28 protein-coding genes are annotated in these 26,987 nt (G+C 75.3%); 27 read left to right on the top strand and 1 reads right to left on the bottom strand.

Annotated elements, in window-relative coordinates; genetic code table 11:
• Positions 1 to 141: 141 nt before the first annotated feature.
• The 18 genes from FHX32_RS00745 (at position 142) to FHX32_RS34790 (ending at position 17,809) form a co-directional block, all read left to right on the top strand.
• Positions 142 to 1,557: an FtsW/RodA/SpoVE family cell cycle protein gene (locus tag FHX32_RS00745; RefSeq protein WP_167182026.1), complete on the top strand. Its 1,416-nt coding sequence runs from the start codon at positions 142 to 144 to the stop codon at positions 1,555 to 1,557.
• Positions 1,557 to 2,663 (top strand): undecaprenyldiphospho-muramoylpentapeptide beta-N-acetylglucosaminyltransferase, encoded by a 1,107-nt coding sequence (gene murG / locus FHX32_RS00740; protein ID WP_167178530.1) that lies wholly within the window; start codon positions 1,557 to 1,559, stop codon positions 2,661 to 2,663. The genes FHX32_RS00745 and murG overlap by 1 nt, the downstream gene beginning before the upstream one ends.
• A gap of 31 nt (positions 2,664 to 2,694) precedes the next feature.
• Positions 2,695 to 4,185, top strand: a complete 1,491-nt coding sequence (gene murC, locus FHX32_RS00735) for a UDP-N-acetylmuramate--L-alanine ligase (RefSeq protein WP_167178528.1) — start codon at positions 2,695 to 2,697, stop codon at positions 4,183 to 4,185.
• Positions 4,182 to 5,000: a cell division protein FtsQ/DivIB gene (locus tag FHX32_RS00730; RefSeq protein WP_167178526.1), complete on the top strand. Its 819-nt coding sequence runs from the start codon at positions 4,182 to 4,184 to the stop codon at positions 4,998 to 5,000. Before murC ends, FHX32_RS00730 begins: the two co-directional genes overlap by 4 nt.
• A 269-nt stretch (positions 5,001 to 5,269) precedes the next feature.
• The gene (gene ftsZ, locus FHX32_RS00725) at positions 5,270 to 6,385 is read left to right on the top strand and encodes a cell division protein FtsZ (protein ID WP_167178525.1); all 1,116 of its coding nucleotides are present in this window, start codon (positions 5,270 to 5,272) and stop codon (positions 6,383 to 6,385) included.
• Between the two features lie 162 nt (positions 6,386 to 6,547).
• Positions 6,548 to 7,294: a YggS family pyridoxal phosphate-dependent enzyme gene (locus FHX32_RS00720; protein ID WP_167178523.1), complete on the top strand. Its 747-nt coding sequence runs from the start codon at positions 6,548 to 6,550 to the stop codon at positions 7,292 to 7,294.
• Between the two features lie 193 nt (positions 7,295 to 7,487).
• Positions 7,488 to 8,174, top strand: a complete 687-nt coding sequence (locus tag FHX32_RS00715; RefSeq protein ID WP_167178521.1) for a cell division protein SepF — start codon at positions 7,488 to 7,490, stop codon at positions 8,172 to 8,174.
• Between the two features lie 29 nt (positions 8,175 to 8,203).
• Positions 8,204 to 8,509: a YggT family protein gene (locus FHX32_RS00710; protein WP_088992770.1), complete on the top strand. Its 306-nt coding sequence runs from the start codon at positions 8,204 to 8,206 to the stop codon at positions 8,507 to 8,509.
• 44 nt (positions 8,510 to 8,553) lie between these two features.
• On the top strand, positions 8,554 to 9,354 hold the full coding sequence (locus tag FHX32_RS00705; protein ID WP_167178519.1) for a DivIVA domain-containing protein: 801 nt from the start codon (positions 8,554 to 8,556) through the stop codon (positions 9,352 to 9,354).
• A 73-nt stretch (positions 9,355 to 9,427) separates the two neighbouring features.
• Positions 9,428 to 10,054 carry a hypothetical protein gene (locus FHX32_RS00700; RefSeq protein ID WP_167178517.1) on the top strand — a complete coding sequence of 209 codons (627 nt, stop codon included), beginning with the start codon at positions 9,428 to 9,430 and terminating at the stop codon, positions 10,052 to 10,054.
• A 10-nt stretch (positions 10,055 to 10,064) separates the two neighbouring features.
• A complete protein-coding gene (locus tag FHX32_RS00695; protein WP_167178515.1) occupies positions 10,065 to 10,364 on the top strand; it encodes a DUF167 domain-containing protein in 300 nt (99 codons plus the stop codon).
• A gap of 22 nt (positions 10,365 to 10,386) precedes the next feature.
• Complete coding sequence (locus FHX32_RS00690; RefSeq protein ID WP_167178513.1) at positions 10,387 to 11,889, top strand: potassium/proton antiporter; 1,503 nt, start codon at positions 10,387 to 10,389, stop codon at positions 11,887 to 11,889.
• Between the two features lie 222 nt (positions 11,890 to 12,111).
• Complete coding sequence (locus FHX32_RS00685) at positions 12,112 to 12,531, top strand: TraR/DksA family transcriptional regulator (protein WP_088992775.1); 420 nt, start codon at positions 12,112 to 12,114, stop codon at positions 12,529 to 12,531.
• A 61-nt stretch (positions 12,532 to 12,592) separates the two neighbouring features.
• Entirely contained in the window at positions 12,593 to 13,216 is a 624-nt protein-coding gene (lspA, locus tag FHX32_RS00680; protein ID WP_167178511.1) for a signal peptidase II, read from the top strand.
• A complete protein-coding gene (locus tag FHX32_RS00675; RefSeq protein ID WP_167178509.1) occupies positions 13,213 to 14,157 on the top strand; it encodes an RluA family pseudouridine synthase in 945 nt (314 codons plus the stop codon). Before lspA ends, FHX32_RS00675 begins: the two co-directional genes overlap by 4 nt.
• 42 nt (positions 14,158 to 14,199) lie before the next feature.
• Positions 14,200 to 15,207 carry a hypothetical protein gene (locus FHX32_RS00670; RefSeq protein WP_167178507.1) on the top strand — a complete coding sequence of 336 codons (1,008 nt, stop codon included), beginning with the start codon at positions 14,200 to 14,202 and terminating at the stop codon, positions 15,205 to 15,207.
• A gap of 101 nt (positions 15,208 to 15,308) precedes the next feature.
• The gene (locus FHX32_RS00665) at positions 15,309 to 16,730 is read left to right on the top strand and encodes an AAA family ATPase (RefSeq protein ID WP_167178505.1); all 1,422 of its coding nucleotides are present in this window, start codon (positions 15,309 to 15,311) and stop codon (positions 16,728 to 16,730) included.
• A gap of 56 nt (positions 16,731 to 16,786) precedes the next feature.
• Positions 16,787 to 17,809: a DUF2567 domain-containing protein gene (locus FHX32_RS34790; protein ID WP_486480856.1), complete on the top strand. Its 1,023-nt coding sequence runs from the start codon at positions 16,787 to 16,789 to the stop codon at positions 17,807 to 17,809.
• Here FHX32_RS34790 and FHX32_RS00655 read toward each other — a convergent pair.
• The gene (locus tag FHX32_RS00655; protein WP_167178503.1) at positions 17,724 to 18,428 is read right to left on the bottom strand and encodes an LON peptidase substrate-binding domain-containing protein; all 705 of its coding nucleotides are present in this window, start codon (positions 18,426 to 18,428) and stop codon (positions 17,724 to 17,726) included. The genes FHX32_RS34790 and FHX32_RS00655 overlap by 86 nt on opposite strands.
• Before the next feature lie 107 nt (positions 18,429 to 18,535).
• On the opposite strand from FHX32_RS00655, the gene hisD reads away from it, so the two are divergent.
• The 9 genes from hisD to FHX32_RS00610 all read left to right on the top strand — a co-directional run bounded on the left by hisD (position 18,536) and on the right by FHX32_RS00610 (position 26,949).
• The gene (gene hisD, locus FHX32_RS00650; protein WP_167178501.1) at positions 18,536 to 19,858 is read left to right on the top strand and encodes a histidinol dehydrogenase; all 1,323 of its coding nucleotides are present in this window, start codon (positions 18,536 to 18,538) and stop codon (positions 19,856 to 19,858) included.
• 43 nt (positions 19,859 to 19,901) lie between these two features.
• Positions 19,902 to 20,972, top strand: a complete 1,071-nt coding sequence (locus FHX32_RS00645; RefSeq protein ID WP_167178499.1) for a histidinol-phosphate transaminase — start codon at positions 19,902 to 19,904, stop codon at positions 20,970 to 20,972.
• Positions 20,973 to 21,018: 46 nt separating this feature from the next.
• Positions 21,019 to 21,630 (top strand): imidazoleglycerol-phosphate dehydratase HisB, encoded by a 612-nt coding sequence (gene hisB, locus FHX32_RS00640; protein ID WP_167178497.1) that lies wholly within the window; start codon positions 21,019 to 21,021, stop codon positions 21,628 to 21,630.
• A gap of 112 nt (positions 21,631 to 21,742) precedes the next feature.
• The gene (locus FHX32_RS00635) at positions 21,743 to 21,916 is read left to right on the top strand and encodes a hypothetical protein (protein WP_167178495.1); all 174 of its coding nucleotides are present in this window, start codon (positions 21,743 to 21,745) and stop codon (positions 21,914 to 21,916) included.
• Positions 21,913 to 22,545, top strand: coding sequence for an imidazole glycerol phosphate synthase subunit HisH (gene hisH / locus FHX32_RS00630; RefSeq protein WP_167178493.1), 633 nt, complete (start codon positions 21,913 to 21,915; stop codon positions 22,543 to 22,545). The genes FHX32_RS00635 and hisH overlap by 4 nt, the downstream gene beginning before the upstream one ends.
• Before the next feature lie 54 nt (positions 22,546 to 22,599).
• Positions 22,600 to 22,923, top strand: a complete 324-nt coding sequence (locus FHX32_RS00625; RefSeq protein ID WP_167178491.1) for a hypothetical protein — start codon at positions 22,600 to 22,602, stop codon at positions 22,921 to 22,923.
• A gap of 16 nt (positions 22,924 to 22,939) precedes the next feature.
• Entirely contained in the window at positions 22,940 to 23,665 is a 726-nt protein-coding gene (gene priA, locus FHX32_RS00620; protein ID WP_167178489.1) for a bifunctional 1-(5-phosphoribosyl)-5-((5-phosphoribosylamino)methylideneamino)imidazole-4-carboxamide isomerase/phosphoribosylanthranilate isomerase PriA, read from the top strand.
• Positions 23,662 to 24,108, top strand: a complete 447-nt coding sequence (locus tag FHX32_RS00615; protein WP_486480855.1) for a RidA family protein — start codon at positions 23,662 to 23,664, stop codon at positions 24,106 to 24,108. Before priA ends, FHX32_RS00615 begins: the two co-directional genes overlap by 4 nt.
• An 87-nt stretch (positions 24,109 to 24,195) precedes the next feature.
• Positions 24,196 to 26,949: a LuxR family transcriptional regulator gene (locus tag FHX32_RS00610; protein ID WP_167178487.1), complete on the top strand. Its 2,754-nt coding sequence runs from the start codon at positions 24,196 to 24,198 to the stop codon at positions 26,947 to 26,949.
• Positions 26,950 to 26,987: the final 38 nt, after the last annotated feature.

Below are 26,987 nucleotides of genomic sequence, written 5' to 3'. Positions count from 1 at the left end.
CGAGTAACCGAGGGCACGACCGGGACCAGGGCACGCGCGGCGGCGGGCGGTACGCGTACCGCCGAGGTGGCCGCAACGACCCGCGGGCCGGACGAGCCGGGCGGGCCGGCGGCGCTGCGCGGCCTGGACGCCGCCGGCGGGCTGGCCGCGCTGCGTGGCCTGCTGGACCGCCCACTGGCCTCCTACTACCTGCTGCTCTCCAGCGCCGGGCTGCTGCTGCTGATCGGCCTGACCATGGTCTTCTCGGCGACCAGCGTGCGCGACTACGCCGAGAACGGCAACGCCTCCGCCTCGCTCACCAAGCAGGCGATCTTCGCGGTGATCGGCATCGTCGCGTTCTGGGCCTGCCAGCGGCTGCCCGCGACCACCTACCGGTCGCTGGGCCGGCCGCTGCTCTTCACCGCCGTCGGGCTGCTGCTGGTGCTCAACCTGCTGCTCGCCTACGCCCGGCTGACCGGCCAGGACTCCGCCCGGATCGGCCCGATCGAGGCCAAACTGCTCTGGCTGTTCATCGGCGGCATCCAGGTGCAGCCCTCCGAGCTGGCCAAGTTCGCCCTGGTGCTCTGGGGCGCGCACGTGATCGCCCGCAAGGGTGCCGCGCTCGGCTGGTGGCGCGAGCTGGCCACCCCGCTGTTCCCAATGGTCGGGCTGCTCTTCGTGCTGGTCGGCTACAACGACCTGGGCACCATGCTCTGCCTGCTGGCGCTGGTGGTCGGGCTGCTCTGGGCGGCCGGGGTCCGGCTGCGGGTGTTCGGCGCGCTGTCGGTGTTCGGCCTGATCGGCGTCGGCCTGCTGATCGCGGTGGCCTCGCTCGGCGCCGGCTCCGGCGAGCGAGGGGAGGAGAACTACCGGTTCGCCCGGCTGATGTCGTTCTTCAACCCGCCGGCCCCGGAGGACTGCAAGCTGGCGGGCTGCTACCAGATCTTCCAGGGGCGGCTGGCGATCGAGCACGGCGGCTGGTTCGGCGTCGGGCTCGGCAAGAGCAGCCTGAAGTGGAACTGGCTGCCGGAGGCGCACAACGACTTCGTCTTCGCGATCATCGCCGAGGAACTCGGCGTGGTCGGCTGCGCGGTGGTGCTCATCCTGTTCGCCGTGCTGGCGTACACCGGGCTGCGCATCGCCCGCCGGGTGGACGACCCGTTCCGCCGGCTCGCCGCCACCGCGGTCACCACCTGGCTGGTCAGCCAGGCGGTGATCAACGTGGGCGGCGTGGTCGGGCTGCTGCCGATCACCGGCCTGCCGCTGCCGTTCATCTCCGACGGCGGCAGCGCCCTGGTCGTCACGCTCGCCGCGGTCGGCATGCTGGCCTCCTTCGCCCGGGCGGAACCCGACGCGGCCAGAGCACTGCATGCCCGTCCGCCGGCCCGATGGGTCCGACTAGTCTGGGCCCCGTTGCCACCGCTTCCCGCGCGGCGCCGCCGGACGGCGACCCCGCCGGCCGCCCGAGGGTCCGTGCCCCGGGCGCGGGAGCGGCGGCAGGACGACCAGGCCGCACCGCGCGGTGGCGTCCGGGCCACCCGGACCCGCGGCCGGTCGGCGGACGAGAGGAGACGGTGATGGGTCCGCTGCGTTCGGTGGTGCTCGCGGGAGGTGGCACCGGGGGGCACATCTACCCGCTGCTCGCCTTCGCCGACTGCCTGCGCCGACACGACCCCGGCGTCCGGATCACCTGTCTCGGCACACCCAAGGGCCTGGAGAACGAGCTGATTCCGCCGCAGGGCTACGACCTGCGCCAGATTCCCGCCTACCAGCTGCCCCGGTCGGTCAACATGAACCTGGTGAAGACACCGGGCCGGATGTGGACCGCGGCCCGCGCCGCGGGCAAGGTGATCGACGAGGTGCGCGCCGACGTGGTGGTGGGCTTCGGGGGCTACGTCTCGGTGCCGGCGTACCTGGCCGCCTGGCGCCGGGAGCTGCCGATCGTGATCCACGAGGTGAACGTCCCGCCGGGCGTGGCCAACCGGCTCGGCATGAAGTTCACCAAGCACGTGGCGGTCGGTTTCCCGCACCAGCCCGCGCAGGCCGAGTCGCTGCGCGACGCCAGGGTGGTCGGCGTGCCGCTGCGCCAGCGCATCGCCGGGCTGGACCGGGCCGCGCTGCGCAACGCCGCCCGGGCGCACTTCGGGCTCCGCCCCGACCTGCCGGTGCTCTTCGTCGCCGGTGGCTCGCAGGGCGCCCGGTCGATCAACCTCGCGGTCGCCGGCGCGGCCAAGGAGCTGGCCCGGCACGGGGTGCAGGTGCTGCACGTGATGGGCGCCCGCAACGAGCCGGTGCCGATCCCCACCGACCTGCCGGTGCCGTACGTGACCCTGCCGTACCTGTCCGAGATGGAGCTCGGCTACGCCGCGGCCGACCTGATGCTGGGCCGGGGCGGGGCGATGACCTGCGCCGAGGTGGCCGCGATCGGCCTGCCCACCATCTACGTGCCCTACCCGCACAGCAACCAGGAGCAGAAGCGCAACGCGCTGCCCGTGGTGGAGGCCGGCGGCGGGCTGCTCGTCGACGACGCCGAGCTGACCCCGGACTGGCTGGAGCGCACGGTGATCCCGCTGATCCGCGACCCGCACCGGCTCGCCGCGATGGGCGCCGCCGCGGCCGGGTACGGGCGGCGCGACGGCGACGAGGCGCTGCTCGACTACGTCTACGAGGCGGTGTCCCGATGAGGTGGCGCACCGCGACTGGAAGGCAGCTGTCATGAACACCGCGCAGTTCACCCCGGCCGGCACGCTCACCGCGGAGGACCTGGGCACCATCCACCTGATCGGGGTCGGTGGCGTCGGCATGAGCGGCCTGGCCCGGCTCTTCCTCACCCGGGGCATCCCGCTCTCCGGCAGCGAGCTGCGCGAGTGGCCCTCGCTGGCCGGCCTGCGCGCGCTCGGCGGCACGATCCACATGAGCCACGAGGCGAGCAACCTCGACGGCGTGGACACCGTGGTCTACTCGTCGGCCATCCCGCAGGACCACCTGGAACTGGTCGAGGCGCGCCGGCGCGGGCTGCGGGTGCTGCACCGCTCCGAGGCGCTGGCGGCGGCGATGACCGGTCGCCGGACGGTGGCGGTCGCCGGCACCCACGGCAAGACCACCACCACCTCGATGGTCACCATGGTGCTCCAGCAGGCCGGTACGGACCCGTCCTTCGTGATCGGCGGGGAGATCTCCGAGGTCGGCTCCGGCGCGCACCACGGCACCGGCGAGTACTTCGTGGTGGAGGCGGACGAGAGCGACCGGTCCTTCCTCATCTACCGCCCGTACGTCTCGATCATCACCAACATCGAGGCGGACCACCTGAACACCTACGGCGACCTGGCCAACCTGGAGGCCGCCTTCGCCGAGTTCGCCCGGCTCACCGACCCGGACGGGTTCATCATCACCTGCGCCGACGACCCGGGCGGGCGGCGGCTGGCCGAGACGCTGCGCGCCGAGGGGCGCCGGGTACACACCTACGGTGAGGCGGCCGACGCCGATCTGCGGCTGACCGAGATGGCCTCGTCGGCCCGGGGCGCGCGTTACCTCGCCAGCATCGACGGGCGGTCGCTGGGCGAGTTCCGGCTGCCGGTGCCGGGCCGGCACATGGGGTTGAACAGCGCCTCCGCGGTGCTGGCCGCGTACCTGCTGGAGCTGCCGCTGGAGGCGGCCGAGGCCGCGCTGGCGGTCTTCCCCGGTGTGCGGCGGCGCTTCGAGCGCAAGGGCGTCGCGGACGACGTGCTGGTCTACGACGAGTACGCCTACCACCCCACCTCGATGACGCTGGCCCTGCGGACGCTGCGCGAGGTGGCCGGGGACGGCCGGCTGATCGTGGTGTTCCAGCCGTACCGGCTGTACCGCACCCGGGACCTGCAGGCGGAGATCGCCGAGGCGTTGGCCATCGCCGACGAGCTGGTGCTGCTGGAGGTCTTCGGCCCCGGTGAGCTGCGCCAGCCGGGGGAGGGGTCGGCGGCGCTGATCGAGGCGGTGCCGCTGCCGGCGGAGCGGAAGGTCTTCGTCGACTCCTGGGAGGCGGCGCCGGCGGAGGTGGCCCGCCGGGCCCGGCCGGGTGACGTGGTGGTGACCATGGGCGCCCCGCCGATCTCGCTGATGGGCGACCAGCTGTTGGCGGAGTTGGCGGCGCGGCGCGGCGGCCCGGCCGTGGACACCCCCGCGATCGGTGGGGTGGTCCCGGACGGCACGGCGCCCACGGCGGGATGAGTCCCGGCCCGGCCCGGGGGCGGACCAGCGGCGCGGACGGTGGCGCCGGCCGGCGCGGTCCGGTCCGGCGCTGGCAGCTGGTCCGGGCCGGCAGCGACGCGGTGCCGGCGTCCACCCGCCGGTTCATGGCCCGGGCCCGGCGGCGGCGGATGCGCGCGGCGCTGCCCTGGGCGGTGGCGGCCGGGGTGCTGGCACTGGCCGGGCTGGTCGCCTGGACCCTGCTCGGCACCGGGCTGTTCGGGGTGCGCGAGGTCCGCGTCGAGGGCGCCGACCTGGTCACGCCGGTGGAGGTACGCGACGCCGCCGAGGTGCCCGACGACGCCCCGCTGGCCACCGTGGACCTGGCCGACGTGGCGCGCCGGATCGGCGCGCTGCCCCCGGTGGAGCGGGTGACCGTGTCCCGGGACTGGCCGGACGCGTTGGTGGTCCGGGTGACCGAACGCACCGGTGTGGCGGTGGTGCCGCGGGATGAGGAGTTCCTGGTGGTCGACGCGGCCGGGGTGGTGTTCCGGACGCTGCCGCAGCGCCCGGCGGAGCTGCCCCTGGTCCGGGTCGCCGATCCGGGGCCGGACGATCCGGGCACCCGGGCCGCGCTGGACGTGCTCGCCGCGCTCACCCCGCAGCTGCGGGCGGAGCTGGTGGACGTGACCGTGGAGAGCCTGGCCCGGATCAACCTGCGGCTGCGCGACGACCGGACGGTGGTCTGGGGGGACGCCACCCGGGGCCCGGACAAGGCCCGGGTGGCAACCGCGCTGCTGGGTCGCAAAGCCGACACCATCGACGTCAGCGCGCCGGACGTGGTGACCTTCCGGTGAGCCGCCGGTCAGCGTGGCGGCCGGGCCCGGTCCGCCCGACGTGACCCGCTCCGCTCCGGGCGGCGACACGCCGGTCAGGTCCTTGGCTCATCGCGCGGGGGCGCTTACGTTGCCCCGAAGAGGATCAGTGGTTGACATAACTGTCAGCCTCTAGTAGAGGGTGAGGGTTCACCCCTGACCCTCCACTGAGGACAGCTGTCGTCGACCGTTGGTCTGGCCACGCCGTACCGGGTCGGGGCGAAGCCAATCTCGAAGGGAAAGGACCGGAGATGACACCTCCGCACAACTACCTGGCGGTCATCAAGGTCGTCGGCATCGGGGGCGGCGGCGTCAACGCCGTCAACCGGATGATCGAGGTTGGGCTCAAGGGCGTCGAGTTCATCGCGATCAACACCGACGCGCAGGCGCTGCTGATGAGCGACGCCGACGTCAAGCTGGACGTCGGCCGCGAACTGACCCGCGGCCTGGGCGCCGGTGCGAACCCGGACGTCGGCAAGAACGCCGCCGAGGACCACCGGGACGAGATCGAGGAGGTGCTCAAGGGCGCCGACATGGTCTTCGTGACCTGCGGCGAGGGCGGCGGCACCGGCACCGGCGGGGCGCCGGTGGTGGCGAACATCGCCCGCAAGCTCGGCGCGCTGACCATCGGCGTGGTGACCCGGCCGTTCTCCTTCGAGGGCAAGCGCCGCCAGGTGCAGGCCGAGGCCGGCATCGACGAGCTGCGCAACCAGTGCGACACGCTGATCGTCATCCCGAACGACCGGCTGCTGGCGCTCGGTGACCGCAACATCAGCATGATGGACGCGTTCCGCACCGCCGACCAGGTGCTCCTTTCCGGTGTCCAGGGCATCACCGACCTGATCACCACCCCCGGCCTGATCAACCTGGACTTCGCCGACGTCAAGAGCGTGATGAGCGGGGCGGGCAGCGCGCTGATGGGCATCGGCAGCGCCCGCGGCGAGAACCGCGCGGTGGAGGCGGCCGAGGCGGCCATCTCCAGCCCGCTGCTGGAGCAGAGCATGGACGGCGCGCGCGGCGTGCTGCTCTCCATCGCGGGCGGCTCCGACCTGGGGCTGTTCGAGATCAACGACGCGGCGCAGCTGGTCACCGACGCGGCGCACCCGGACGCCAACATCATCTTCGGTGCGGTGATCGACGACGCCCTCGGCGACGAGGTGCGGGTCACCGTGATCGCGGCCGGGTTCGACGGCGGCGCGCCGTCGTACAAGGCGGCCGAGCCGGCCCGCAAGACCAACCAGAACCAGCCGACGCAGCAGACCGCCCCGGTCTCGCCGCCGGCCACCATGCCGGCGCCGCCGCAGTCGCCGCGCCGGGTGCTCTTCGACGACGTCGACGTGCCCGACTTCCTCAAGAACGGGTCCTGAGTCGCGCCGGCATGAGCGAGCGAATCATCAGGCTCAGTGCGGAGGTGCCTCATGGCGGCACGCAGCGCAGCGGAGTGCCGGCATGAGGGAGCGGAGCGAGCGAATCATCAGGCTCAGTGTGCGGGTGCCTCATGGCGGCACGCAGCGCAGCGGAGTGCCGGCATGAGCGACAGTCAAGCCTCGGTGTGCCCCGACCGGCGCGCCGAGCTCGCGGCCGGCCTGGCCCAGGTGCGGGCCAGGATCGCGGACGCCTGCGCCGCCGCGGGCCGGGACCGGGCCGAGGTCACGATGATCGCCGTGACCAAGACGTACCCGGCCGGCGACGTGGTGGCGCTGGCCGGGCTCGGCGTCACCGACGTGGGGGAGAACCGCGACCAGGAGGCGGCGCCCAAGGCCGCCGAGGTGGCCGCCGCCGGGGTGAGCCCGCGCTGGCACTTCATCGGCCGGTTGCAGCGCAACAAGGCGCGTTCGGTGGTCCGGTACGCCGACGCGGTGCACTCGGTGGACAGCGTCCGGCTGGCCCGGGCGTTGGACGCCGCGTCGGCGGCCGGCCGGGACCGGCCGCTGGACGTGCTGGTCCAGGTCAGCATCGACGGGGACGCGGCCCGGGGCGGCGCGCTGCCCGGCTCGGCCGACCCGGACGTCGGGCTGGACCGGGTGGCCGAGGCGGTGGCCGGCGCCGACGCGCTGCGGCTGGCCGGCCTGATGGCGGTGGCGCCGCTGGGCTGGGAACCGGAGCGGGCGTTCGCCCGGCTGGCCGAGCTGGCCGCCGCGTTCCGGTCCATCCACCCGGGAGCCACCGCGTTGTCGGCCGGAATGAGTGGCGACCTGGAAGTCGCGATCGGATATGGCGCGACACATGTCCGCGTGGGTAGCGCGTTGCTCGGAATGCGCCCCACGCTGCGGTAGCCTGACCGCGGAAGAAGCAAATTACATCGGTGTTGTTTCGGGAACGGCTTTCCTTTGCCGGGGGTCGGTGACACGCGACGCGAATCGCGTGCCAGGGGATTGCCGTTCCGGTCCGGTGGGCAGGAATGTTCCACTCGCGACAAGGCGACACGGCACGGGGGCGTGTGCCGCACGGCGGACGGAAGGGCGCGGGATGGGTGCACTGCGCAAGGCGGGGGTCTGGCTCGGTCTGGTCGAGGAGGACGACGAGCGGGCCTACGACGACGGTGGCTACGACAAGGGTGGCTACCGCGAATCGCGCTACCGGCAGAGCCGGTACGCCGAGGAGTTCGCCGACGACGACGAGGACGACGCCGAGGAGCCGCCGGCGCCGCGGCCCCGGTCGGGTGACCGTGGCCGGCTCACCGAGCGGTCCACCGGGCGGGCCGGCGACACCGAGCGCGCCGAGGCCGAGCGGCCGGAGCGGTCCAGCGTACGGTCGATCACCCGGTCGACGGCCGGCGAGCCCTCCGGCGCGCTGACCTACCACACCCGGGACAACCTCGCCCTCGCGCCGCAGGTGCAGCCCCGGGAGCGGGCCGTGGTCGCCGAGGAGGAGCAGCGGTACCAGATCACCACGCTGCACCCGACCACCTACCGCGAGGCACGCACCATCGGTGAGCACTTCCGCGACGGCGTTCCCGTGATCATCAACCTCACCGAGATGGACGAGGCGGATGCCCGCCGTCTGGTGGACTTCGCCGCCGGGCTGGCCTTCGGCCTGCGCGGTACGATCGAGCGCGTGACCAACCGGGTGTTCCTGCTCTCACCGGCCAACGTCCAGGTCACCGCGGAGGACAAGGCCAAGATCGCCGAGGGTGGCTTCTTCAGCCTGAGCTGACCCCGGCCGACCAAGGGACGTCGCCTGTCGTGTTGTCGATCCTGTTGCAGGTCCTGTACCTGATCGTCTATGTCTTCCTGCTCCTTCTTCTGTCCCGGTTTGTCCTGAGCGCCGTGCTGCAGTACGGCCGCCGGTGGCAGCCGGGCCGGGGGGCATCGGCGGGACTGGAATCCGTGTGGAGCGTCACTGATCCCCCTCTCAGCGCGTTGAGGCGTGTGATCCCTCCGTTGCGAATTGGTACCGTGAGCATCGACCTGGCCTCCCTTGTGCTCCTGGTTATCCTGTTCGTGCTGATGAGGTTTGTGTTAGAGCCGGCGATCATCAGGACCGCCTGATGACCGACGCGCTATCGCGGCCGCAACTGACCCGAGGAGTTTCGATGCCGCTGACCCCGGCCGACGTGCACAACGTCGCCTTCAAGAAGCCGCCGATTGGCAAGCGGGGCTATGACGAGGAGGAGGTCGACGCCTTCCTGGACGAGGTCGAGCGCGAGCTCGCCCGTCTCATCGAGGAGAACAACGAGCTGCGCGCCCAGGTGGAGCGCGGCGGCCGTGGCGGCGCTCCGGCGGGCCCCGGCGGCGACGCCCGACTCGCGGCGGAGCTCAACGACGTCAAGGCGCAGCTCGACCGGGTGCAGCGCGACAAGGCGGCGGCCGAGCAGGCCGCCCGCGCGATGCAGGCCGAGCTGGAGCAGGTCCGGGCGGCCGGGGGGCCGGCGGCGGTCGGCGACGGCGAGCAGCAGGCGCTGCGGGTGCTGATGATGGCCCAGCGGACGGCCGACGACCACGTCTCGGACGCCCGCCGCGAGGCCGACCAACTGCTCTCCGAGGCCCGGTCGAAGGCCGAGGAGGTCACCCGCGAGGCGCGCGCCAAGGCCGACGCGCTGGAGCGGGACGCCCGGCAGCGGCACCAGGAGGCCATGGGCGGCCTGGACGCCAAGCGCACCGCGCTGCAGAAGCACATCGAGGAGCTGAAGCAGTTCGAGCGGGAGTACCGCACCCGCCTCAAGGCCTACCTGGAGAGCCAGCTGCGCGACCTCGACGGCCGCGGCCAGGGCCTGGAGGCCGAGCTGACCCGCACCGAGGGCAACCGGGCCGCGGGCGGCAACGGCCTGGCCGCCGCGGGTCTCGCCGGTTCCTACGGCGGCGGTCGCTCCGGCGCGCTGGAAGCCGGTCGCTGACCACCGGTCGGCGACCGCCCGTGACGGCGGTCGCCGGCCTCGCTCATCGGTACGGACGCGGCGGGGGTGAGCCGTGATAGTCGCCAGTCTCCTGCTCATCCTCGTCGCGGTGGTGCTGCTGGTGCTCGGCCTGGCCGGCGGCTCCAGCCTGCTTCTGATCATCTCCATCGCGGCCAGCCTGCTGGCCGCCGTCGCCCTGGTCGCCGGTGCCCGCCAGGCGGCCGCCGACCGGGCGACGGCGCACCGGGACGGCTCCGCCGCGCAGCGGGTGTGGGCGGGCACCCGTCCGGCCACCCCGGCCGGGTCCGCGTCCGGGCCGCCGCCGGCGGAGCCGGGCATCCCCGTTCAGCACGTTCCTCCGACGGTCGACGCCGGCGGTGCCGGGTGGCGGCAACCACCCGAGCCGCCGGCGACCGACGTCGACCCGCCGATGACGCCAGGCGTGGGGCCGGTCGAGGCGTACGACGACGAACCGGCCGCGCAGGACCTCACCCCGGAGCAGGCCGCCCAACTGGCCGGGCTGGCCACCGAGGTGCACGTGGTCGACGGCCGACCGCGCTACCACCTGGCCGGCTGCGCGCACCTGGTCGGGCGCGCGCCCGAGCCGCTGCCCGTCGCCGAGGCGGTCGAGCTCGGCTTCTCCCCGTGCGCCCACTGCGCGCCGGCCACCGCCCTGCTCGCCGACGCGCACCGGATCTGACCCGACACCCATGGACGACACGCTCACCGTCGCGGTGCGGGTGAAGCCCGGTTCCGCCCGGGCCCGGGTCGGCGGACGCTTCGACGGGCCGCACGGGCCCGCGCTGGTGATCGCGGTGAACGCGCCGGCGGTCGACGGCCGGGCCACCGAGGCGGCCCGCCGCGCCCTGGCCCAGGCGCTCGGCGTCCGGCCGGCGGCGGTCTCGCTGCGGGCCGGGGCGGCCAGCCGCGACAAGCTCTTCCTGATCGAGCGCCCCGACCCGGGGCTGACCGAGCGGCTCGGACAGCTGCGCGACGGGACCGCCGGGTGAGCGACGCCCGGGGCGGCCGACCGTGACCCCCGGGCTGGACGTCGCGCTCCTGCTGGGGGCGGCCGTCCTGCTGGTCGCGGTCGGGGCGGTCCGGCTCTCCACCCGGCTCGGGGTGCCGAGCCTGCTGGTCTACCTGGCGCTCGGGGTGGGCATCGGCGAGGCCGGGCTGGGCATCCGCTTCGACGACGCCGAGCTGACCCGGACGCTCGGCTTCTGCGCGCTCATCGTGATCATCGCCGAGGGCGGCCTCTCCGCCCGGTGGAGCACCCTGCGCCCGGTGCTCGGGATGGCCGCGGCGCTCTCCACGGCGGGCGTGGTGGTCAGCATCCTGGTCGTCGGGATCGCCGTACACCTGCTGCTCGGGCTGGACTGGCGGCTCGCCCTGCTCTACGGCGCGGTGCTCTCCTCCACCGACGCGGCGGCGGTCTTCGCCACCCTGCGCCGGCTGCGGCTGCCACCCCGGCTGGTGGCCACCCTGGAGGCCGAGTCCGGGATGAACGACGCCCCGGTGGTGCTGCTGGTGGTGCTGCTCTCGCGGGACGGCGGCGCCGGGCATCCCTGGTGGTACGAGGTCGGCCTGGTCGGCTACGAACTGGCCCTCGGCGCGCTGGTGGGGTTCGCGGCCGGCTTCGGCGGGCGGTGGGCGCTGCGCCGGGCCGCGCTGCCCTCGGCGGGGCTCTATCCGATCGCGGCGGTCGGGTTGACCGTGCTGGCGTACGCGGCCGGCGCGGTGCTGCACGCCTCCGGCTTCCTCGCCGTCTACGTGGCCGGGGTGCTGCTGGGCAACGCCCGACTGCCGCACCGGCAGGCGATCCTCGGCTTTGCCGACGGGCTGGCCTGGCTGGCCCAGATCGGGCTCTTCGTGCTGCTCGGCCTGCTGGCCACGCCGAGCCGGCTGGACGCGGCGGTGCTGCCGGCGGTGGTCGCCGGGCTGGCGCTGGTGCTGCTCGCCCGGCCGCTGTCGGTGGCGGCGTCCGCGCTGCCGTTCCGGTTCGGCCTGCGCGAGCAGGCGTTCCTGTCCTGGGCCGGGCTGCGCGGGGCGGTGCCGATCGTGCTCGCCACCATCCCGCTCTCGGAACGGGTGCCGGGCGCGGACCGGCTCTTCGACGCGGTCTTCGTGCTGGTGGTGATCTTCACGTTGCTGCAGACCGGGACCCTCGCCCCGATCGCCCGCTGGTTGCGGGTGACCGCGCCGGCCGAGGCGACCGAGATCCGGGTGGAGACCGCGCCGCTGGAGCGGATGCGCGCGGACCTGCTCCAACTGGAGGTGCCGCCGGGGTCCCGGTTGGCCGGGGTGCACATCGACGAGCTGCGGCTGCCGCTGGGGGCGGCGGTGACGCTGGTGCTGCGCGACGGGGTGGGCTTCGTGCCGGGCCTGGACTTCCGTCTGAAGACCGGCGACAGCCTGTTGATCGTGGCCACCCACGGGGTGCGCGACGAGGCGGAGCGCCGGCTGCGGGCGGTCAGCCGGCGGGGTCGGTTGGCCCGCTGGTTTGGCGAGTACGGCGAGGATCGCGATGGTTGATCTGCTAACGTTCCCTTTGTCCCGATACGGCGTGAGTCGGGGCTGAAAAGCGGAGCGACGGTGCGGCACGTTGTCGGACGCCTGTACGTTCCGTATTCTTGCCAACCTCCGGAGTGCGCGGCCTCGTCGCCGCGCGCCCGTTTTGTACCTGGGGGCGCCAGTGCCGGCGACCCCCGTCCAGGTGCCGCGGACCGCCGCGGTTCCGCGGCCGAGGGAGCGACGATGGCGAAGCCAGCCGAGACCAGGACCGCCGGCCGCAAGCCGGTGGCCAAGGCCACCCGCAGCGCGGCGGAGACCGAGAAGATCCGGGCGGCCCTGGCGGCACGGCGCGACGAGTTGCGCGCCGAGTACGATCAGACGCTGAGCGAGATCACCGAGCTGCAGCGCGACCGGCTGACCGACTCGGCCGGGGACGACCAGGCCGACACCGGCACCAAGACGTTCGAGCGGGAGCAGGAGATCTCCCTCGCCAACAGCATCCTGGAACGGATCACGCAGGTCGAGCGCGCGTTGGAGCGGCTCGACGAGGGCGGCTACGGCTGGTGCGAGCGGTGCGGCAACCCGATCCCGGTGGAGCGGCTCGCCGCCTTCCCGTCGGCCACCCTCTGCGTGACCTGCAAGCAGCTGGAGGAGCGGCGCTGAGGTCCGCTCCCCGGCGGCGCCGGAGACGGTGAGCGATCACCGCCGACTCGATGGGGAGCAGATGACCGCAGCACCGTCCGCCGAGCCCGGCGGCGCCGAGCCGGGTGGCCGCAGGCTCCGACCCCGGGCCGTCGCGCTGCTCGGCGCCGTCGCGCTGGTCGCTCTGGTGGCCGACGTGGTCACCAAGCACTGGGCCCTGGCCGCCCTCACCGACCGCGAGCCGGTGCGGCTGCTCGGTGGGGCCGTCTACCTGAGCCTGGTGCGCAACAGCGGCGCCGCCTGGAGCATCGGCTCCGACTACACCTGGGTCTTCCCGCTGATCACCATCGGCGTGGTCGGCTGGATCGTCTGGATGGCGTTGCGGCTGCGCTCGACCCCCTGGGCGGTCTCGCTCGGCCTGGTGCTCGGCGGGGCGCTCGGCAACCTGGTGGACCGGATCTTCCGGGCGCCAGCCCCGTTCCACGGCCACGTGGTCGACATGGTCAGTGTCTTCGGGCCGTACGGCGAGTACTTCCCGGTGTTCAACGTGGCCGACAGCTCGCTGGTCTGCGGCGTGGTGCTAGCCGTGCTCCTGGAGCTCACCGGGCGCCAGCGCGACGGCGGGCGGGTGGGCCGCGACGGCCGGCCGGTCGACCCGGCCGGCGACCCGGCGACGGCCGGCGCCGAGCAGCGGGAGCGGGCATGACCTCGGCGTTCGCCGCGGGCGGCGACCACCGCTCGCTGCCGGTGCCGGACGGCCTCGACGGGATGCGGCTGGACCAGGCGGTGGCCCGGCTCTTCGGGCTCTCCCGCACCGCCGCCGCGGCCCTGGTGGACGCCGGGGACGCGCTGGTCGACGGCGCGCAGCGGCCGAACTCGCACAAGGTCAAGGCCGGCTCGTGGCTGGAGGTGACGCTGCCCGCGCCGGCCGCACCGCCGACCGTGGTGCCGCAGGCGGTGCCCGGGCTGCGGGTGGTCTACGCCGACGACGACATCGTGGTGGTGGACAAGCCGGTCGGCGTCGCCGCCCACCCCAGCCCGGGCTGGACCGGCCCGACGGTGATCGGCGGGCTGGCCGCGATCGGTCACCGCATCTCCACCAGCGGCGCCGCCGAGCGACAGGGCGTGGTGCACCGGCTGGACGTGGGCACCACCGGGATCATGGTGGTGGCCAAGAGCGAGCAGGCGTACAGCGCGTTGAAGCGGGCGTTCAAGTACCGCGAGGTGGACAAGCGCTACCACGCGGTGGTGCAGGGCCACCTGGACCCGCTGCGCGGCACCATCGACGCCCCGATCGACCGGCATCCCACCCACGACTACCGCTGGGCGGTGGTCTCCGGCGGCAAGCCGAGCATCACCCACTACGACACGGTCGAGGCGTTCCCGGCGGCGAGCCTGGTCGACGTGCGGCTGGAGACCGGGCGTACCCACCAGATCCGGGTGCACTTCTCCACCCTGCGCCACCCGTGTGTGGGCGACCTCACCTACGGCGCGGACCCCACCCTGTCGGCCCGGCTCGGCCTGGCCAGACAGTGGCTGCACGCCCGCGCGTTGAGCTTCCTGCACCCCCGAACGGGGGACGAGGTCAGCTTCGTCAGCGACTACCCTGACGACCTGGAGCGCGCGCTCGACATCCTCCGCGACTGAGCGGCGCCCGCCCGAGACGATCCGACGAGGGGACCTCCACCCGTGCGCGCCGGCGACCTGCTGCGGCAGTTGGACCAGCGGCTCCTGCCGCGGCTGGCCACGGCGGTGGCCCGGCTGGGCCACGGCCCGGCCCGGCCGCGCCTGCTGCCGTCAGTGGCGCTGCTGTCCTGCGCGGCGGTGCTGCTCACCGCGGTCTGGGCCACCGACGACCGGCCGGTCGGTGACCGGACCGTCGGCGAGGTGACCCGGGTCGGGGTGGCCAACGGCGAGTCCATTCCGGGCTACCTGCGGGCCGCCACGGCCGACCTGGCCACCCTGCCGAGCACGGCCGCGACGCCGGGTGACGGCACGTACGCCCTGGTCTCGCTCTCGGCCTACCTGACGCCGCAGCGGCTGGCGTCGGTCGTCGGCGACGTGTCGGTCGCCGAGGTCCTCGGCCGGGTGCCGCTGCCGGACCGGCAGACGGAGATCGTCCGCCTCCCCGCCCAGCGGCTGCCCGACGACGTGGTCGGCGCGATGGCCGACCTCGCCGCGCGCAAGGACCGGGAGGCGGCCGACTACCGGACCCGGGCCGCCGGCACCGCCGACCCGGAACTGCGCCAGGTGTACGCCAGCGGCGCCGAGGTGGCGGCGGCGGAGGCGGCCGCGTACCGGTCGGGGTGCGCGTGCGTCTACGCGGCGGTGGTCCGCGCCGAACCGGCGGCGCTGCGCGGGGTGGCCGCCCGGCCCGACGTCCGGGTCGTCGACCCGGCCCCCGAGGTGCGCCGGCTGGACCGGACGGTCTTCACCCCGCCGCTGCCCGAGCAGCGCGACGTGGCCCGGCCACCGGCGGACGGCGGTCTCGCCTCGCCGGCACCGAGCGGCGGCACCGAGCCGGGCACCCGCAGCCCGGTCGCGGTCCCGTCGACGGGCGATTCGTCGGAACCCGCACCGACCGTGACAGATCCGTCACGTCCACCCTCGCCGCCCGCGCCGCCGCCGACCCGGTCGCCCACCCCGCCGACCTCGCTGGACGCGACCGACGGTAGTCCCGCGGCATCGTCATCGTGACAATCGGGCACGGGGGGAAGGTGCGCGGACGGGTGTGGCCCGAATAGGGTTTGGTTCGTAGCCTGTCAGGCGGAGTTCGACGGCGCTGGGGAGGGCGAGCCTTGGACGGCAGCGAGACCGGCTGGGGTCGGCCGGCCGAACCAGCACCGCGGTGGCGGGCGCTGCTCGACCGCGCCCGCCTCGCCGGCCGGGGCGCCGAGCAGCCGGAGCCCGAGCGGCGGGTCGACGAGCCGCTGCCGGCGCCCGGGCCGCTGTCCCCGCCCGAGGCGTTGCCCCGGCGTGCGGCGGGCAACGGCTACGCCGGGTCGGCGCGGCCGGTGAACCCGCCGGCCGAGCGGTCGTACGGGGCGGATCCCGGCTACCGGGCCGAGGCGACCTACCGGGTGGATCCGGCGTACCGGGCGGAGCCGGCGTACCGGCCCGAGCCGGGGTACCGGGTGCCGGAGTCGCGCCGGCCGGAGCCGCCGGAGTCGCGCCGGCCGGAGCCGCCGGAGTCGCGCCGGCCGGAGCCGCCGGAGTCGCGGTACGCGCTGCTGGACAACGGTGCCTACCGCCCCGAACCGCCCCCGGTGGAGTCCCGCTACGCGCTGCTCCAACGTGGGGCCTACCGCCCCGATCCCGGCTACCCGCCGCCGTCGCCCGCACCCGCTCCGCCCGTGCCCGCCGACCGGGGCTACCCGGCCCGGGTCGAGTGGCGGCCGCAGAGCGCGGAGTCCGACCTGGAGCGGTCCGCCGCGGTGCTCCGCCGCGAGCTGGGCACCCCGCGGGTGCTCGCCTTCGCCAACCCCAAGGGCGGCGTGCACAAGACCACCGCCACCGTGCTGGCCGCGGCGACCGTCGGCAGCGTACGCGGCCGGGGCGTGCTGGCCTGGGACGACAACGAGTTGCGCGGCACGCTCGGGCTGCGCGCCGGCAGCGCCCGGCACGCCCGGACCATCCGGCACCTGGTCACCGACCTCGCCCAGATCGAGATCCGGGAGGGCAACGACCTGCTGGAGACCCTCGACGACTACCTGCGGCACGCCTCCGACGGCTCGTACGACGTGCTGGCCGGCGAGGAGAGCCCGCGGTTCGCCCAGCGGCTCGACCAGTTCACCGTCCGGCGGGTGCTGGAGCTGCTGCGGCGTACCCACGAGGTGGTCTGTGTGGACACCGGCAACAACGTGGAGAGCGCCAACTGGCGCACCGTGATGCAGGCGGCCGACCAGTTGGTGGTCACCACCGTGCCCCGGGAGGACGCCGCGTTCAGCGCCGACTGGATGCTCGACCTGCTGCACGAGGTCGGCATGGGCCAGCTGGCGGAGAACGCGGTGACGCTGATCTCCTGCCCGACGCCGGGCCGCTCGCCGTTGCAGGACGACCTGGAGAAGCACTTCGCCAGCCGGACCCGGGCGGTGGCCGTGGTCCCGTACGACCCGGCGCTGGAGACCGGTTCCTCGATCGAGTACCACCAGCTCCAGCCGGAGACCCGGCAGGCGTGGCTGCGGGCGGCCGCGGTGATGCTGGAGCCGTTCGCCCGGTGAGCGGGTCTGTCGCCACCGGCGACCCGGCGCGCCGCCCGGACTGAGAGGATCACCGGGTGAGCCCGGACACCCCCGACCGCGACCGGCCCGGCACCCGCCCCGACGAGGCGGGCCCGACCACACCGACCGACGCCGCCGCGCCGCCCGCCGCGGCAGCTCCGGCGCACCCGGCCACCGACCGGCCCGCGACCCCCGCCGGCGCCGACCGGCCGCGGTACGTCGACAGCGTCGACGCGGACGGGGCGTCGGAGCCCGCCGGTGCGGACCGGCCGCGATACCTGGACGGCGCCGAGGCGGACGCGGCGCGGCAGCCGACCCCCGCCGGTGCGGACCGGCCCCGGTACGTCGACTCCGGCGAGGTGGCGGCGTGGCAGCTGGAGCCGGGCGTGCCGGCGGAGGTGTGGCCGGCCGGCCGGCCGCCGGACGAGCCGGAGCTGCCGCGCCGGCGGGCGCTCCGGCTCGGCGCGCTCGCCGCCTGCGCGCTGACCCTGTTCGGGGCGCCGCTCGGGCTGCTCTGGGCGGCCCTCGCGCCGGACACCCCGGTGATCAAGGCGCCGGACGGCGCCGTCTACGCCCAGCCGCAGCCCGAACAGCCGATCGCCGCGGACGGCTGGTTCAGCCTGCTGGGTCTCGGCTTCGGGGTGCTCGCCGCGATCGCGCTCTGGTTCGTGCTGCGCCGGGTGCGGGGGCCGGTCGGGCTCTTCGCCGCCACGCTCGGCGCGTTCGGCGCCGCGCTGGTCGCCTGGCAGGTCGGGCGCCGGATCGGGCTGGCCACGTTCCAGCGGCTGCTGGAGACCGCACCGGACGGCCGGGCCTTCAGCAAACCGGCCGACCTGCGCGCCGGCGGCGTCGACCTGGTGCTCGGCGTGCTGCCGGTGCCGCACGGCAACCTGCTGCTGCCCGCGTTCGGCGCCGCGGTGACGTACACCCTGCTGGCCGGCTGGTCGCGGTGGCCGTCGTTGCGCCCGGAGCCCGAACTCGGCGGGGCCGGGCTCAATTCGGTGTCGGTGGCGAGGCCAGCTCCGCCAGCGGCACCGGAACCGCCCGCACCTGGCGCAGCAGAGCCGCCTCGCGATTGAGCAGCCGTAGCTCGGCGCGGAGCCGGGCCGCGGTGTCGTCGATGGCGAGCAACCGCTGCCGGTCGGCCACGGTCAGCGCGGCCGTCGCGGCCACCAGGTGCGACAGCACCGTCGGGTCTTCCGGCAGCTGCTCGGAGATCTCCTCCGGGTCGGCGCGGACCAGGCCCAGGTACTGCCGGAACACCGCGATCACCCGGGCGGCGAGCAGCTCGGCGGTCTCGTCTGGGCCACCCGGCTCGGGCAGCCACTCCACCTCGGCGGTGAGGTAGGGGGCGGAGCGGGCGTCGACGTCGGCGATCCGGAACCGGCGCTTGCCGACCGTGACGATGTCGAAGCCCCCGTCGGCCAGCTCGGTGACCTGGCGCAGCTCGGCGGTGCAGCCGACCTCGTGCAGCGTGACGTCGCCGCCGCCCGGGGTCGGCCGGCCGTCCGGCCCGGTCGGGGCGACCTCCCAGCCCTCCCGGATGGCCACCACGCCGAACTCGCGCGGGGCTCCGGCGGGCAGCCCGACGAGGTGCCGCACCAGTGCCCGGTAGCGCTCCTCGAAGATGTGCAGCGGCAGCACCAGGCCGGGAAAGAGCACCGTCCCGAGCGGGAACACCGGCAGCCGCGCAGTCACGCCGTCGAGGGTAGCCCGGCCCCGCCCGGGCGGCGTGTCCCGGCTCACCGTCCCGGCGTACGGGCGGTGCCGGTCGTCGCCGGGGCCGGCCGCCTAGACTCGCAAGGGTGCTGAATCGGATCGACCTGCGCGGCGGCGTGCGCGACCCGCGCCGCCTGCTGCCCCGTGCCCAACTCGACGTGTCGGTGGCCGTCGAGCGGATCCGCCCCCTCGTGGAGGCGGTCCGGGAGCATGGTTACCCGGCGATCCGGGAGGCGAGCGAGCGGTTCGACGGGGTCTGTCCGGAGGTGCTGCGGGTGCCCGCCGAGGCGATCGCCACGGCGGAGGGCACGCTGGACCCGCAGGTCCGCGCCGCGCTGCTGGAGTCGATCACGCGTGCCCGCAAGGTGCACGCCGACCAAAGCCGCGCCGACCACACCACCCAGGTGGTGCCGGGCGGCACGGTGACCGAGCGCTGGGTGCCGGTCGACCGCGTCGGCCTCTACGTCCCCGGCGGCCTGGCGATGTATCCGTCGACCGTGGTGATGAACGTGGTGCCGGCCCAGGCGGCCGGGGTCCGCTCGCTGGTGGTGGTCAGCCCGCCGCAGCAGGACAACGGCGGCCTGCCCGACCAGCGGGTGCTCGCCGCCTGCGCGCTGCTCGGCGTCGACGAGGTCTACGCGGTCGGCGGCGCCCAGGCGGTGGCGATGCTGGCGTACGGCGCCGCGGTGGACGCCGCGGGCAGCACGTACTGCGACCCGGTCGACATGATCACCGGCCCGGGCAACATCTGGGTGACCGCCGCCAAGCGGCTGCTGCGCGGGGTGGTCGGCATCGACGCCGAGGCTGGACCGACCGAGATCGCCATCCTGGCCGACGACACCGCCGACCCGGCGCACGTCGCGGCCGACCTGATCAGCCAGGCCGAGCACGACCCGCTCGCGGCGAGCGTGCTGGTCACCCCGTCGGTCGAGCTGGTCGAGGCGGTCGAGCGGGAGCTGGCCCGGCAGGTGCCGGCGACCAAGCACGCCGAGCGGGTGACCACCGCGCTGACCGGCGAGCAGAGCGGCGTGGTGCTGGTCGACGACCTCGACGCCGGCCTGCGGGTGGTGGACGCGTACGCGGCCGAGCACCTGGAGATCCAGACCCGGGACGCCCGCGAGTGGGCGCTGCGGGTACGCAACGCCGGCGCGATCTTCGTCGGCGCCTGGTCGCCGGTGTCGCTGGGCGACTACTGCGCCGGCTCCAACCACGTGCTGCCCACCGGTGGCTGCGCCCGGCACTCCTCCGGGCTGTCCGTGCAGTCCTTCCTGCGCGGTATCCACCTGGTCGAGTACTCGCAGGAGGCGCTGCGCGAGGTGGCCCCGCACGTGGTCACCCTGGCCGGTGTGGAGGACCTGCCCGCGCACGGGCAGGCGGTCAGCGTGCGCTTCCCCGGAGCCCTGTCGTGAGCGGGTCCGGGCGGGTGGCCGGCGCGCGCGGCGGGGTGCCGGCGTGACCACCCTCGACGACCTGCCGATCCGCGACGACCTGCGCGGGCTGTCGCCGTACGGGGCGCCGCAGCTCGACGTGCCGGTGCGGCTGAACACCAACGAGAACTCCTACCCGGTGCCCGAGCCGGTGGTGGAGGCGATCGGCAAGGCGCTCGCGGCCGAGCTGCGCGACCTCAACCGCTACCCGGACCGGGACGCGGTTGCGCTCCGCGCCGACCTGGCCGGCTACCTCGGCCACGGGCTCACCGTCGAGCAGGTGTGGGCGGCCAACGGCTCCAACGAGATCCAGCAGCAGCTGCTCCAGGCGTTCGGCGGTCCCGGCCGGACGGCGTTGGGCTTCACCCCGGCGTACTCGATGCACCCGCTGCTGGCGCTGGGCACCGGCACCCGGTGGGTGCCCGCCCGCCGCGGGGTCGACTTCGGCCTGACCGCCGACGAGGCGGTGGCCCAGGTCCGCGAGCACGCCCCGGACGTGGTCTTCCTCTGCTCGCCGAACAACCCCACCGGCACCGCCCTCGACCCGGCGGTGGTCACCGCGGTGCTCGACGCGGCCCCCGGCATGGTGGTCGTCGACGAGGCGTACGCCGAGTTCGCCCGGCCGGGCACGGTGAGCGCGCTCGCCGTGCTACCGGGGCACCCGCGGCTGGTGGTGACCCGGACGATGAGCAAGGCGTTCGGGTTCGCCGGCGGCCGGCTGGGCTACCTCGCCGCCGACCCGGCGGTGGTGGCGGCGGTGCAGCTGGTCCGGCTGCCGTACCACCTCTCGGCGCTCACCCAAGCCGCCGCCCGCGCGGCGCTGGCCCACCGGGACACCCTGCTCGGCACGGTCGCCGCGATCATGGCCCAGCGCGACCGGATCGTCGCCGAACTGCGCGGCCGTGGCCTGCGGGTCGCCGACAGCGACGCCAACTTCGTGCTGTTCGAGGTGGGCGGCGACCAGGGCGCCGCCTGGCAGGCCCTGCTGGAGCGCGGCGTGCTGGTCCGCGACGTCGGGCTGGCCGGCTGGCTGCGGGTCACCGCCGGCACCCCCACCGAGACGGATGCCTTCCTGCGGGCGATGGAGAACCTGTGAGTGCGAGCAGCGGAGCCCCGCGGTCACGAACGAAAGGTTGCGCAGCATGAGCCGGACCGGCCGGGTGGAACGGATCACCAAGGAGACGAAGGTCCTCGTCGAGATCGACCTCGACGGCACGGGCCGGGCCGAGATCAGCACCGGGGTCGGCTTCTACGACCACATGCTCAACCAGATCGCCCGGCACGGCGGCTTCGACCTGACCGTGCGCACGGTGGGCGACCTGGAGATCGACGCGCACCACACCATGGAGGACACCGCGCTCGCCCTGGGCGCCGCGTTCGACCAGGCGCTGGGGGACAAGGCAGGCATCCGGCGGTACGGCTCGGCCACCGTCCCGATGGACGAGGTGCTGGTCCGGGCGGCGGTCGACCTGTCCGGCCGGCCGTACGTGGTGCACGACGAGCCGCCGCTGGCCCCGTACATCGGGCCGGTCTACCCGACCAGCATGACCCGGCACATCTGGGAGTCCTTCGGCCAGGCGGCCCGTATCACCCTGCACGTGGACGTGTTGCGGGCGGCCCGGCCGGGCGGCCACCCGGACGCGCACCACGTGGTCGAGGCCCAGTTCAAGGCGGTCTCCCGGGCGCTGCGCGAGGCCACCGCGATCGACCCCCACGCGGCCGGCGCGATCCCCAGCACGAAGGGGGCGCTGTGAGCGCGAGGAACGCAGCGCAGCGGAGTCCCGCAGTCGCGAACCAAGGGGGCGCTGTGAGCGCGAGGAACGCAGCGCAGCGGAGTCCCGCAGTCGCGAACGGAAGGCGGAGCTGATGGGGGCGGTGTTGCCGATCCTGCTGCTGGTGCTGGCCGGCGTGCTGGTGGGCGGGGTCGTCTCGCTGCACCGGCAGGGCGCGCCGCGCGGCGCGGTGGTGATCACCGCCCTGCTCGCCGTGCTGGCCACCGCGGGCGGGGTGCTCTGGCTGCTGCCGGAGGTGGGGGCATGAACGACGTGGTGGTGCTCGACTACGGGTCGGGCAACCTGCGCTCGGCGGAGCGGGCGCTGGCCGCGGCCGGCGCCGACGTGCGGGTGACCGACGACCTGACCGCCGCCGCCGAGGCGGACGGCCTGGTGGTGCCGGGGGTGGGCGCGTTCGCGGCGTGCATGGCCGGGATCGAGGCGCTCGGCGCCGGGCCGGTCATCGCCGAGCGGGTCGCCGCGGGCCGTCCGGTGCTGGGCATCTGTGTCGGCATGCAGGTCCTCTTCGAGCACGGCGACGAGCACGGTGTGGTGACCAAGGGGCTCGGCCTGCTCCCCGGCGGGGTGACGAAGCTGCCCGCCGCCCGGCTGCCGCACATGGGCTGGAACACGGTCGCGGCGCCGGCCGGGTCGGTGCTCTTCGCCGGGCTGCCCGCCGACAGCCGGTTCTACTTCGTCCACTCGTACGCGGTCGGCGACCCTCACGCGCTGGCCGCCGCCGGTGCCACGGTCACCACCGCCCACCACGGGGTGGACTTCGTCGCGGCGGTGGAGCGGGGCGCGCTGTCGGCCGCCCAGTTCCACCCGGAGAAGTCCGCCGACACCGGCGCGGCGCTGCTGCGCAACTGGCTCGGCACGCTGGGCACCGGTGACTGAGCCGGTGCGCCGCCCGGCCGGCCGGCCCGCCGGGGCGTGGCGGCGGGGTGCCCGGTGAGCAAGGAGCGGGCCCGCCGGCGGGCGGAGCGGGAGGCCGCGCAGGCCCGGGAGCGGGCCGTCCGGCAGCGGCGGTCGGATCGCCGGGCCCGGCGGCGGGCGTTGCTGCGCCGGCTGACGCCCAGTTGGCGGCGCGGGCGTACCGGCCGGCTGCCCCGGCACAGCCGGGGTGAACGCGCGGCGATCGTGCTGCTCACCCTGGCGGCGACCATCCTGATCTGGTCGCTCGTGGACGACCTGGCGTTGCGCCTCGCACTGGTCGTGCTGCTGCTGCTCGTACTGCCGGCGATCGTGGTGATCGCCCTGGACCGTCGTACCTGAACCGAGGAGAAGCACGTTGAGCCTGACCCTGTTGCCCGCCGTGGACGTCGCCGACGGCCGGGCCGTCCGGCTGGTGCAGGGCGCCGCCGGCAGCGAGACCAGCTACGGCGACCCGCTGGAGGCCGCGCTGGCCTGGCAGCGTGACGGCGCCGAGTGGATCCACCTGGTCGACCTGGACGCCGCGTTCGGCCGCGGCTCCAACGCTCACCTGCTCGCCGAGGTGGTGCGGCAGTTGGACGTGAAGGTGGAACTGTCCGGCGGCATCCGGGACGACGAGTCGCTGGCCGCAGCGCTGGGCACCGGCGCCGCCCGGGTGAACATCGGCACCGCGGCGCTGGAGGACCCGGTCTGGTGCGACCGGGTGGTCGGCGAGTACGGCGACCGGGTGGCGATCGGGTTGGACGTGCGCGGCCGTACGCTCTCCGCCCGGGGCTGGACCCGCGACGGCGGTGACCTGTACGAGGTGCTGGAGCGGCTGGACAAGGCCGGTGCGGCGCGGTACGTGGTCACCGACATCACCAAGGACGGCACCATGCGCGGACCGAACCTGGACCTGCTGCGCGAGGTGTGCGCCCGCACCGACGCCCCGGTGATCGCCTCCGGCGGCGTCTCCACCCTGGACGACCTGCGGGCGCTGGCCGCTCTGGAGCCGCTCGGCGTGGAGGGCGTCATCGCCGGCAAGGCGCTCTACGCGGGGGCCTTCACGGTCGCCGAGGCGCTGGAAACCCTGGCGGCGGCGTGAGCGAGCGCAGCGAGCGAACCATCGTGAGCCCGGGCGGCGTCGAGGAGAGCGGCGCGACCGTCACCCGACTGGGCTCCGGCGGGCCGTGGGAGGCCGCCTACGGCTACTCCCGGGTGGTCCGCGCCGGTCACCTCGCCTGGACGGCCGGTTGCACATCCACCGTGGACGGAGTGGTGACCCACGTCGGGGACGCCGCCGCGCAGACCGCGCAGGCGCTGCGGATCGGGCTGGCCGCGCTGGCCGAGGTGGGCGCGCAGCCGGCCGACGTGGTGCGGACCCGGATGTACGTCACCGACCGGGCGTACGCCGACGAGGTGGGCCGGGCGCACAACGCGGTGTTCGGCGCGGTCCGCCCGGCCGCCACCATGGTGGTGGTGGCCGGTCTGATCGACCCGGAGCACCTGGTCGAGGTGGAGCTGGAGGCCTACCTCGGCGATCGCTGAGCCGGCCCGGGATCCGGGCCGGACAGGCCCGGCGCGTCCGCCGTACGGTGCTCGACCAGCGCCGTCGGTCGGTGCCAGACTGATCCGGTGAGCGGGGCGGCCGTCGGTCGGGACGTGCTGGTCGACAGTGCCCGGCGGTCGCTGGACGAGGGCCGGCCGGTGCTGGTGGAGGGCCCGGCCGGGATCGGCAAGACGGTCGTGCACCGGGAGGTGCTGGGCGCGGCCGGCCGGGCCGGCTGGCTGGTGCTGGGCTGCGCGCCGACCGAGGCGGAATCGGCGCTGCCGTTCGCGGCGCTGGCCGACCTGCTCGCCCCGCTGGCCGACCGGGTGCCCGGGCTGCCGGCGCCGCAGCGCGCGGCGCTGGCCGGGGTGCTGCTCACCGGCGACGAGCCGGGGCAGCCGATCGACGAGCGGACGGTGGGCGTGGCCACCCGGTCCCTGCTGGAGGCCGCCACCGCCGATCCGGCGGCACCCCGGCTGCTGGTGGCCGTCGACGACGCCCCGTGGCTGGATCCGCCGAGCGAGCGGGCGCTCCGGTTCGCGGTGCGCCGGCTGGTGCCGCGGATCGCCGTGCTGGTCACCGCGCGGGCCGACCGGCCCGGCAGCGACCCGGCTCCGCTCGGGCTCGGCCACGGCGCGACCGGCGCCCGGCTGGACCGGGTCGCGCTCGGGCCACTCGGCGTGGGGGCGCTGCACCACGTGCTGCGGACCGAGACCGGGACGGCGCTGCCCAGGCCGCTGTTGGTGCGGATCGCCGCGGAGGCCGGCGGCAACCCGCTGCTCGCCATCGAGCTGGCCCGGGCGGTGCTCCGGCTGCCGCAGCTGCCGGCACCGGGCGCCGACCTGCCGGCCGCGCCGTCGCTGCGCCAGTTGGTCGCCGACCGGGTCGCCGCGCTCCCACCGGACACCCGGCACGCGGTGCGCCTCGCCGCCCTCTCCGGCGTACCCACGCTGGCCGGGTTGGCCCGCGCCGGGGTGCCGGCGGCGGCCTTCGACGCGGCCGAGGAGGCCGGCCTGGTGGCCGTACGCGGGGACGCGATCGGCTTCGCCCACCCGGTGTACGCGGCGGCGGTCCGCGCCGACGTGCCGCCCGGGGTGCGCGGCCGGTTGCACCGGCTGCTCGCCGACACCACCCTGGACCCGGACGAGCGGGCCCGGCAGCTGGCCGGCTGTGTGACCGGGCCGGACGCGTCGGCGGCGGCGGAGATCGCGGCGGCCGCCGTCCGGCAGCGTGCCCGGGGCGCCCCGGAAACCGCCGCCGGCCTGTACGACAGCGCGGTCCGGCTGACCGCGCCCGGCGCCGCCGCCGAGCGGGCCCGGTGGCTGCTGGCCGCGGCGGAGTGCCGCTTCGACAGCGGCGACTACCCGGCGGCGCGGATGGTCGCCGAGCGCGCGGCCGAGGAGCTGACCGGCCCGGACCGGGCGAAGGCGCTGCTGCTGCGGTCGATCATCGCGTGGTGTTCCGACGAGCCGGTGGAGGCGGCCTGGTCGGCCGGCGAGCGGGCGCTGGCGTCGGCCCCGGCCGGCTCGCCGCTGGCCGGCCGGATCCATGCCCACCTGAGCCTGTTCCGGGACGCCCCGGACGAGGCCCGCCGGCACGCGGAGGCGGCGGTCGCCCTGCTGGCCGACCGTCCGGACGACCGGCCGGTGCACGCCGCGGCGCTGGCGCTGCTCTTCTTCAACGAGGTCCGGGCCGGGCTACCGGCCCGGACCGAGCTGCTGGATCGGTCCCTGGAACTGGAGGAGGAGCCGTCCTGGCTGGCCGGCACGGTCCCGGCGATCTGGTGGCGGTCGGTGGACGAGCACGGGCGGGCCCGCGACCGGCTGCACGGCATGCTGGCCCGGGCGGTCGCCCGCGGTGACGAGCCGTCCCAGCACGAGCTGCTGACCCAGCTGGGCGACACCGAGCTGCTCGCCGGCCGGTGGGCGGACGCCGCCGCGCACATCGCCGCCGCCCGCGAGCTGGGCGAGCAGTACGGCACCGACTCGGCCGCCGAGCACTGGCTGGACGGGATGCTGCTGGCCTACCGGGGACGGCTGACCGAGGCCGACCGGATCGCCGCGGACGGGCTGCGCCGCGCCGCCGAGCTGGACGACGGCTGGCGGCGGCGGATCTACGCCCAGCTGGCCGGATTCGTCGCGCTGACCGCGGGGCGGCTGCCCGAGGCCGCCCGGCACTACGGCGAGCTGGCGGTGACCGTCGACGAGCTGGGCCTGGTCGAGCCGATCTCGCAGCGCTTCGAGCCGGACTGGCTGGAGGCCTGCGTGGGGGCCGGCGACCTGGCCACCGCCGAGGCGGCGCTGGACCGGCTGGCCACCCGGCACCGGCGGCTGCCGCGACCGTGGACCACGCTGGGGTTGGCCCGCAGCCGGGTGCTGCTGGCCGGCGCGCTCGGCCGGGACCCGTCGGACGCGCTGGCCGAACTGGCCGCCGCCCGGGCCGCGGTCCCGGCGGACGTGCTGCCCCTGGATCGGGCCCGCTGCCTGCTGGTGGCCGGGGTCGCGTATCGGCGGCTGCGGCGCCGGCGGGACGCGCGGGAGGCGTTGACCGCCGCCGCCGCCGAGTTCGACGCGCTGGGCGCCGCGGCCCTGGCGGCCCGGGCCCGGGCTGAGGCGGACCGCACCGGCGGCCGCCCGCCGGCGCCCCGCCAGCTGACCGGCACCGAACTGGAGGTGGCCCGGCTCGCCGCCGCCGGGCGGACCAACCGGGTCATCGCCGACACGCTGTTCATCAGCCCGAAGACGGTCGAGGCGAACCTCGCCCGGGTCTACCGCAAGCTGGGCGTCGCCAGCCGGGCCGAGCTGGGCGCGGTGATGGCCCGCGCCGACGTCGAAGGATAGGGAAACACCCGATTACCCCGGCGTCGCGCCGACCTAGC

The sequence above is a fragment of the Micromonospora sp. CNZ280 genome, assembly GCF_011759515.1.
Note: the sequence above shows the minus strand (reverse complement) of the source record. Positions and strands in the feature narration are given on the sequence as shown.

What these genes read in the sequence shown, in the direction of transcription:
- FHX32_RS00715 (WP_167178521.1), top strand. Translation starts at nt 7,488, where the DNA reads ATGGGTGCACTGCGCAAGGCGGGGGTCTGGCTCGGTCTGGTCGAGGAG.
- FHX32_RS00685 (WP_088992775.1), top strand. Translation starts at nt 12,112, where the DNA reads ATGGCGAAGCCAGCCGAGACCAGGACCGCCGGCCGCAAGCCGGTGGCC.
- FHX32_RS00635 (WP_167178495.1), top strand. Translation starts at nt 21,743, where the DNA reads ATGGGGGCGGTGTTGCCGATCCTGCTGCTGGTGCTGGCCGGCGTGCTG.
- FHX32_RS00675 (WP_167178509.1), top strand. Translation starts at nt 13,213, where the DNA reads ATGACCTCGGCGTTCGCCGCGGGCGGCGACCACCGCTCGCTGCCGGTG.
- FHX32_RS00705 (WP_167178519.1), top strand. Translation starts at nt 8,554, where the DNA reads ATGCCGCTGACCCCGGCCGACGTGCACAACGTCGCCTTCAAGAAGCCG.
- murG (WP_167178530.1), top strand. Translation starts at nt 1,557, where the DNA reads ATGGGTCCGCTGCGTTCGGTGGTGCTCGCGGGAGGTGGCACCGGGGGG.
- lspA (WP_167178511.1), top strand. Translation starts at nt 12,593, where the DNA reads ATGACCGCAGCACCGTCCGCCGAGCCCGGCGGCGCCGAGCCGGGTGGC.
- FHX32_RS00730 (WP_167178526.1), top strand. Translation starts at nt 4,182, where the DNA reads ATGAGTCCCGGCCCGGCCCGGGGGCGGACCAGCGGCGCGGACGGTGGC.
- hisB (WP_167178497.1), top strand. Translation starts at nt 21,019, where the DNA reads ATGAGCCGGACCGGCCGGGTGGAACGGATCACCAAGGAGACGAAGGTC.
- FHX32_RS00695 (WP_167178515.1), top strand. Translation starts at nt 10,065, where the DNA reads ATGGACGACACGCTCACCGTCGCGGTGCGGGTGAAGCCCGGTTCCGCC.
- ftsZ (WP_167178525.1), top strand. Translation starts at nt 5,270, where the DNA reads ATGACACCTCCGCACAACTACCTGGCGGTCATCAAGGTCGTCGGCATC.
- FHX32_RS00720 (WP_167178523.1), top strand. Translation starts at nt 6,548, where the DNA reads ATGAGCGACAGTCAAGCCTCGGTGTGCCCCGACCGGCGCGCCGAGCTC.
- hisH (WP_167178493.1), top strand. Translation starts at nt 21,913, where the DNA reads ATGAACGACGTGGTGGTGCTCGACTACGGGTCGGGCAACCTGCGCTCG.
- murC (WP_167178528.1), top strand. Translation starts at nt 2,695, where the DNA reads ATGAACACCGCGCAGTTCACCCCGGCCGGCACGCTCACCGCGGAGGAC.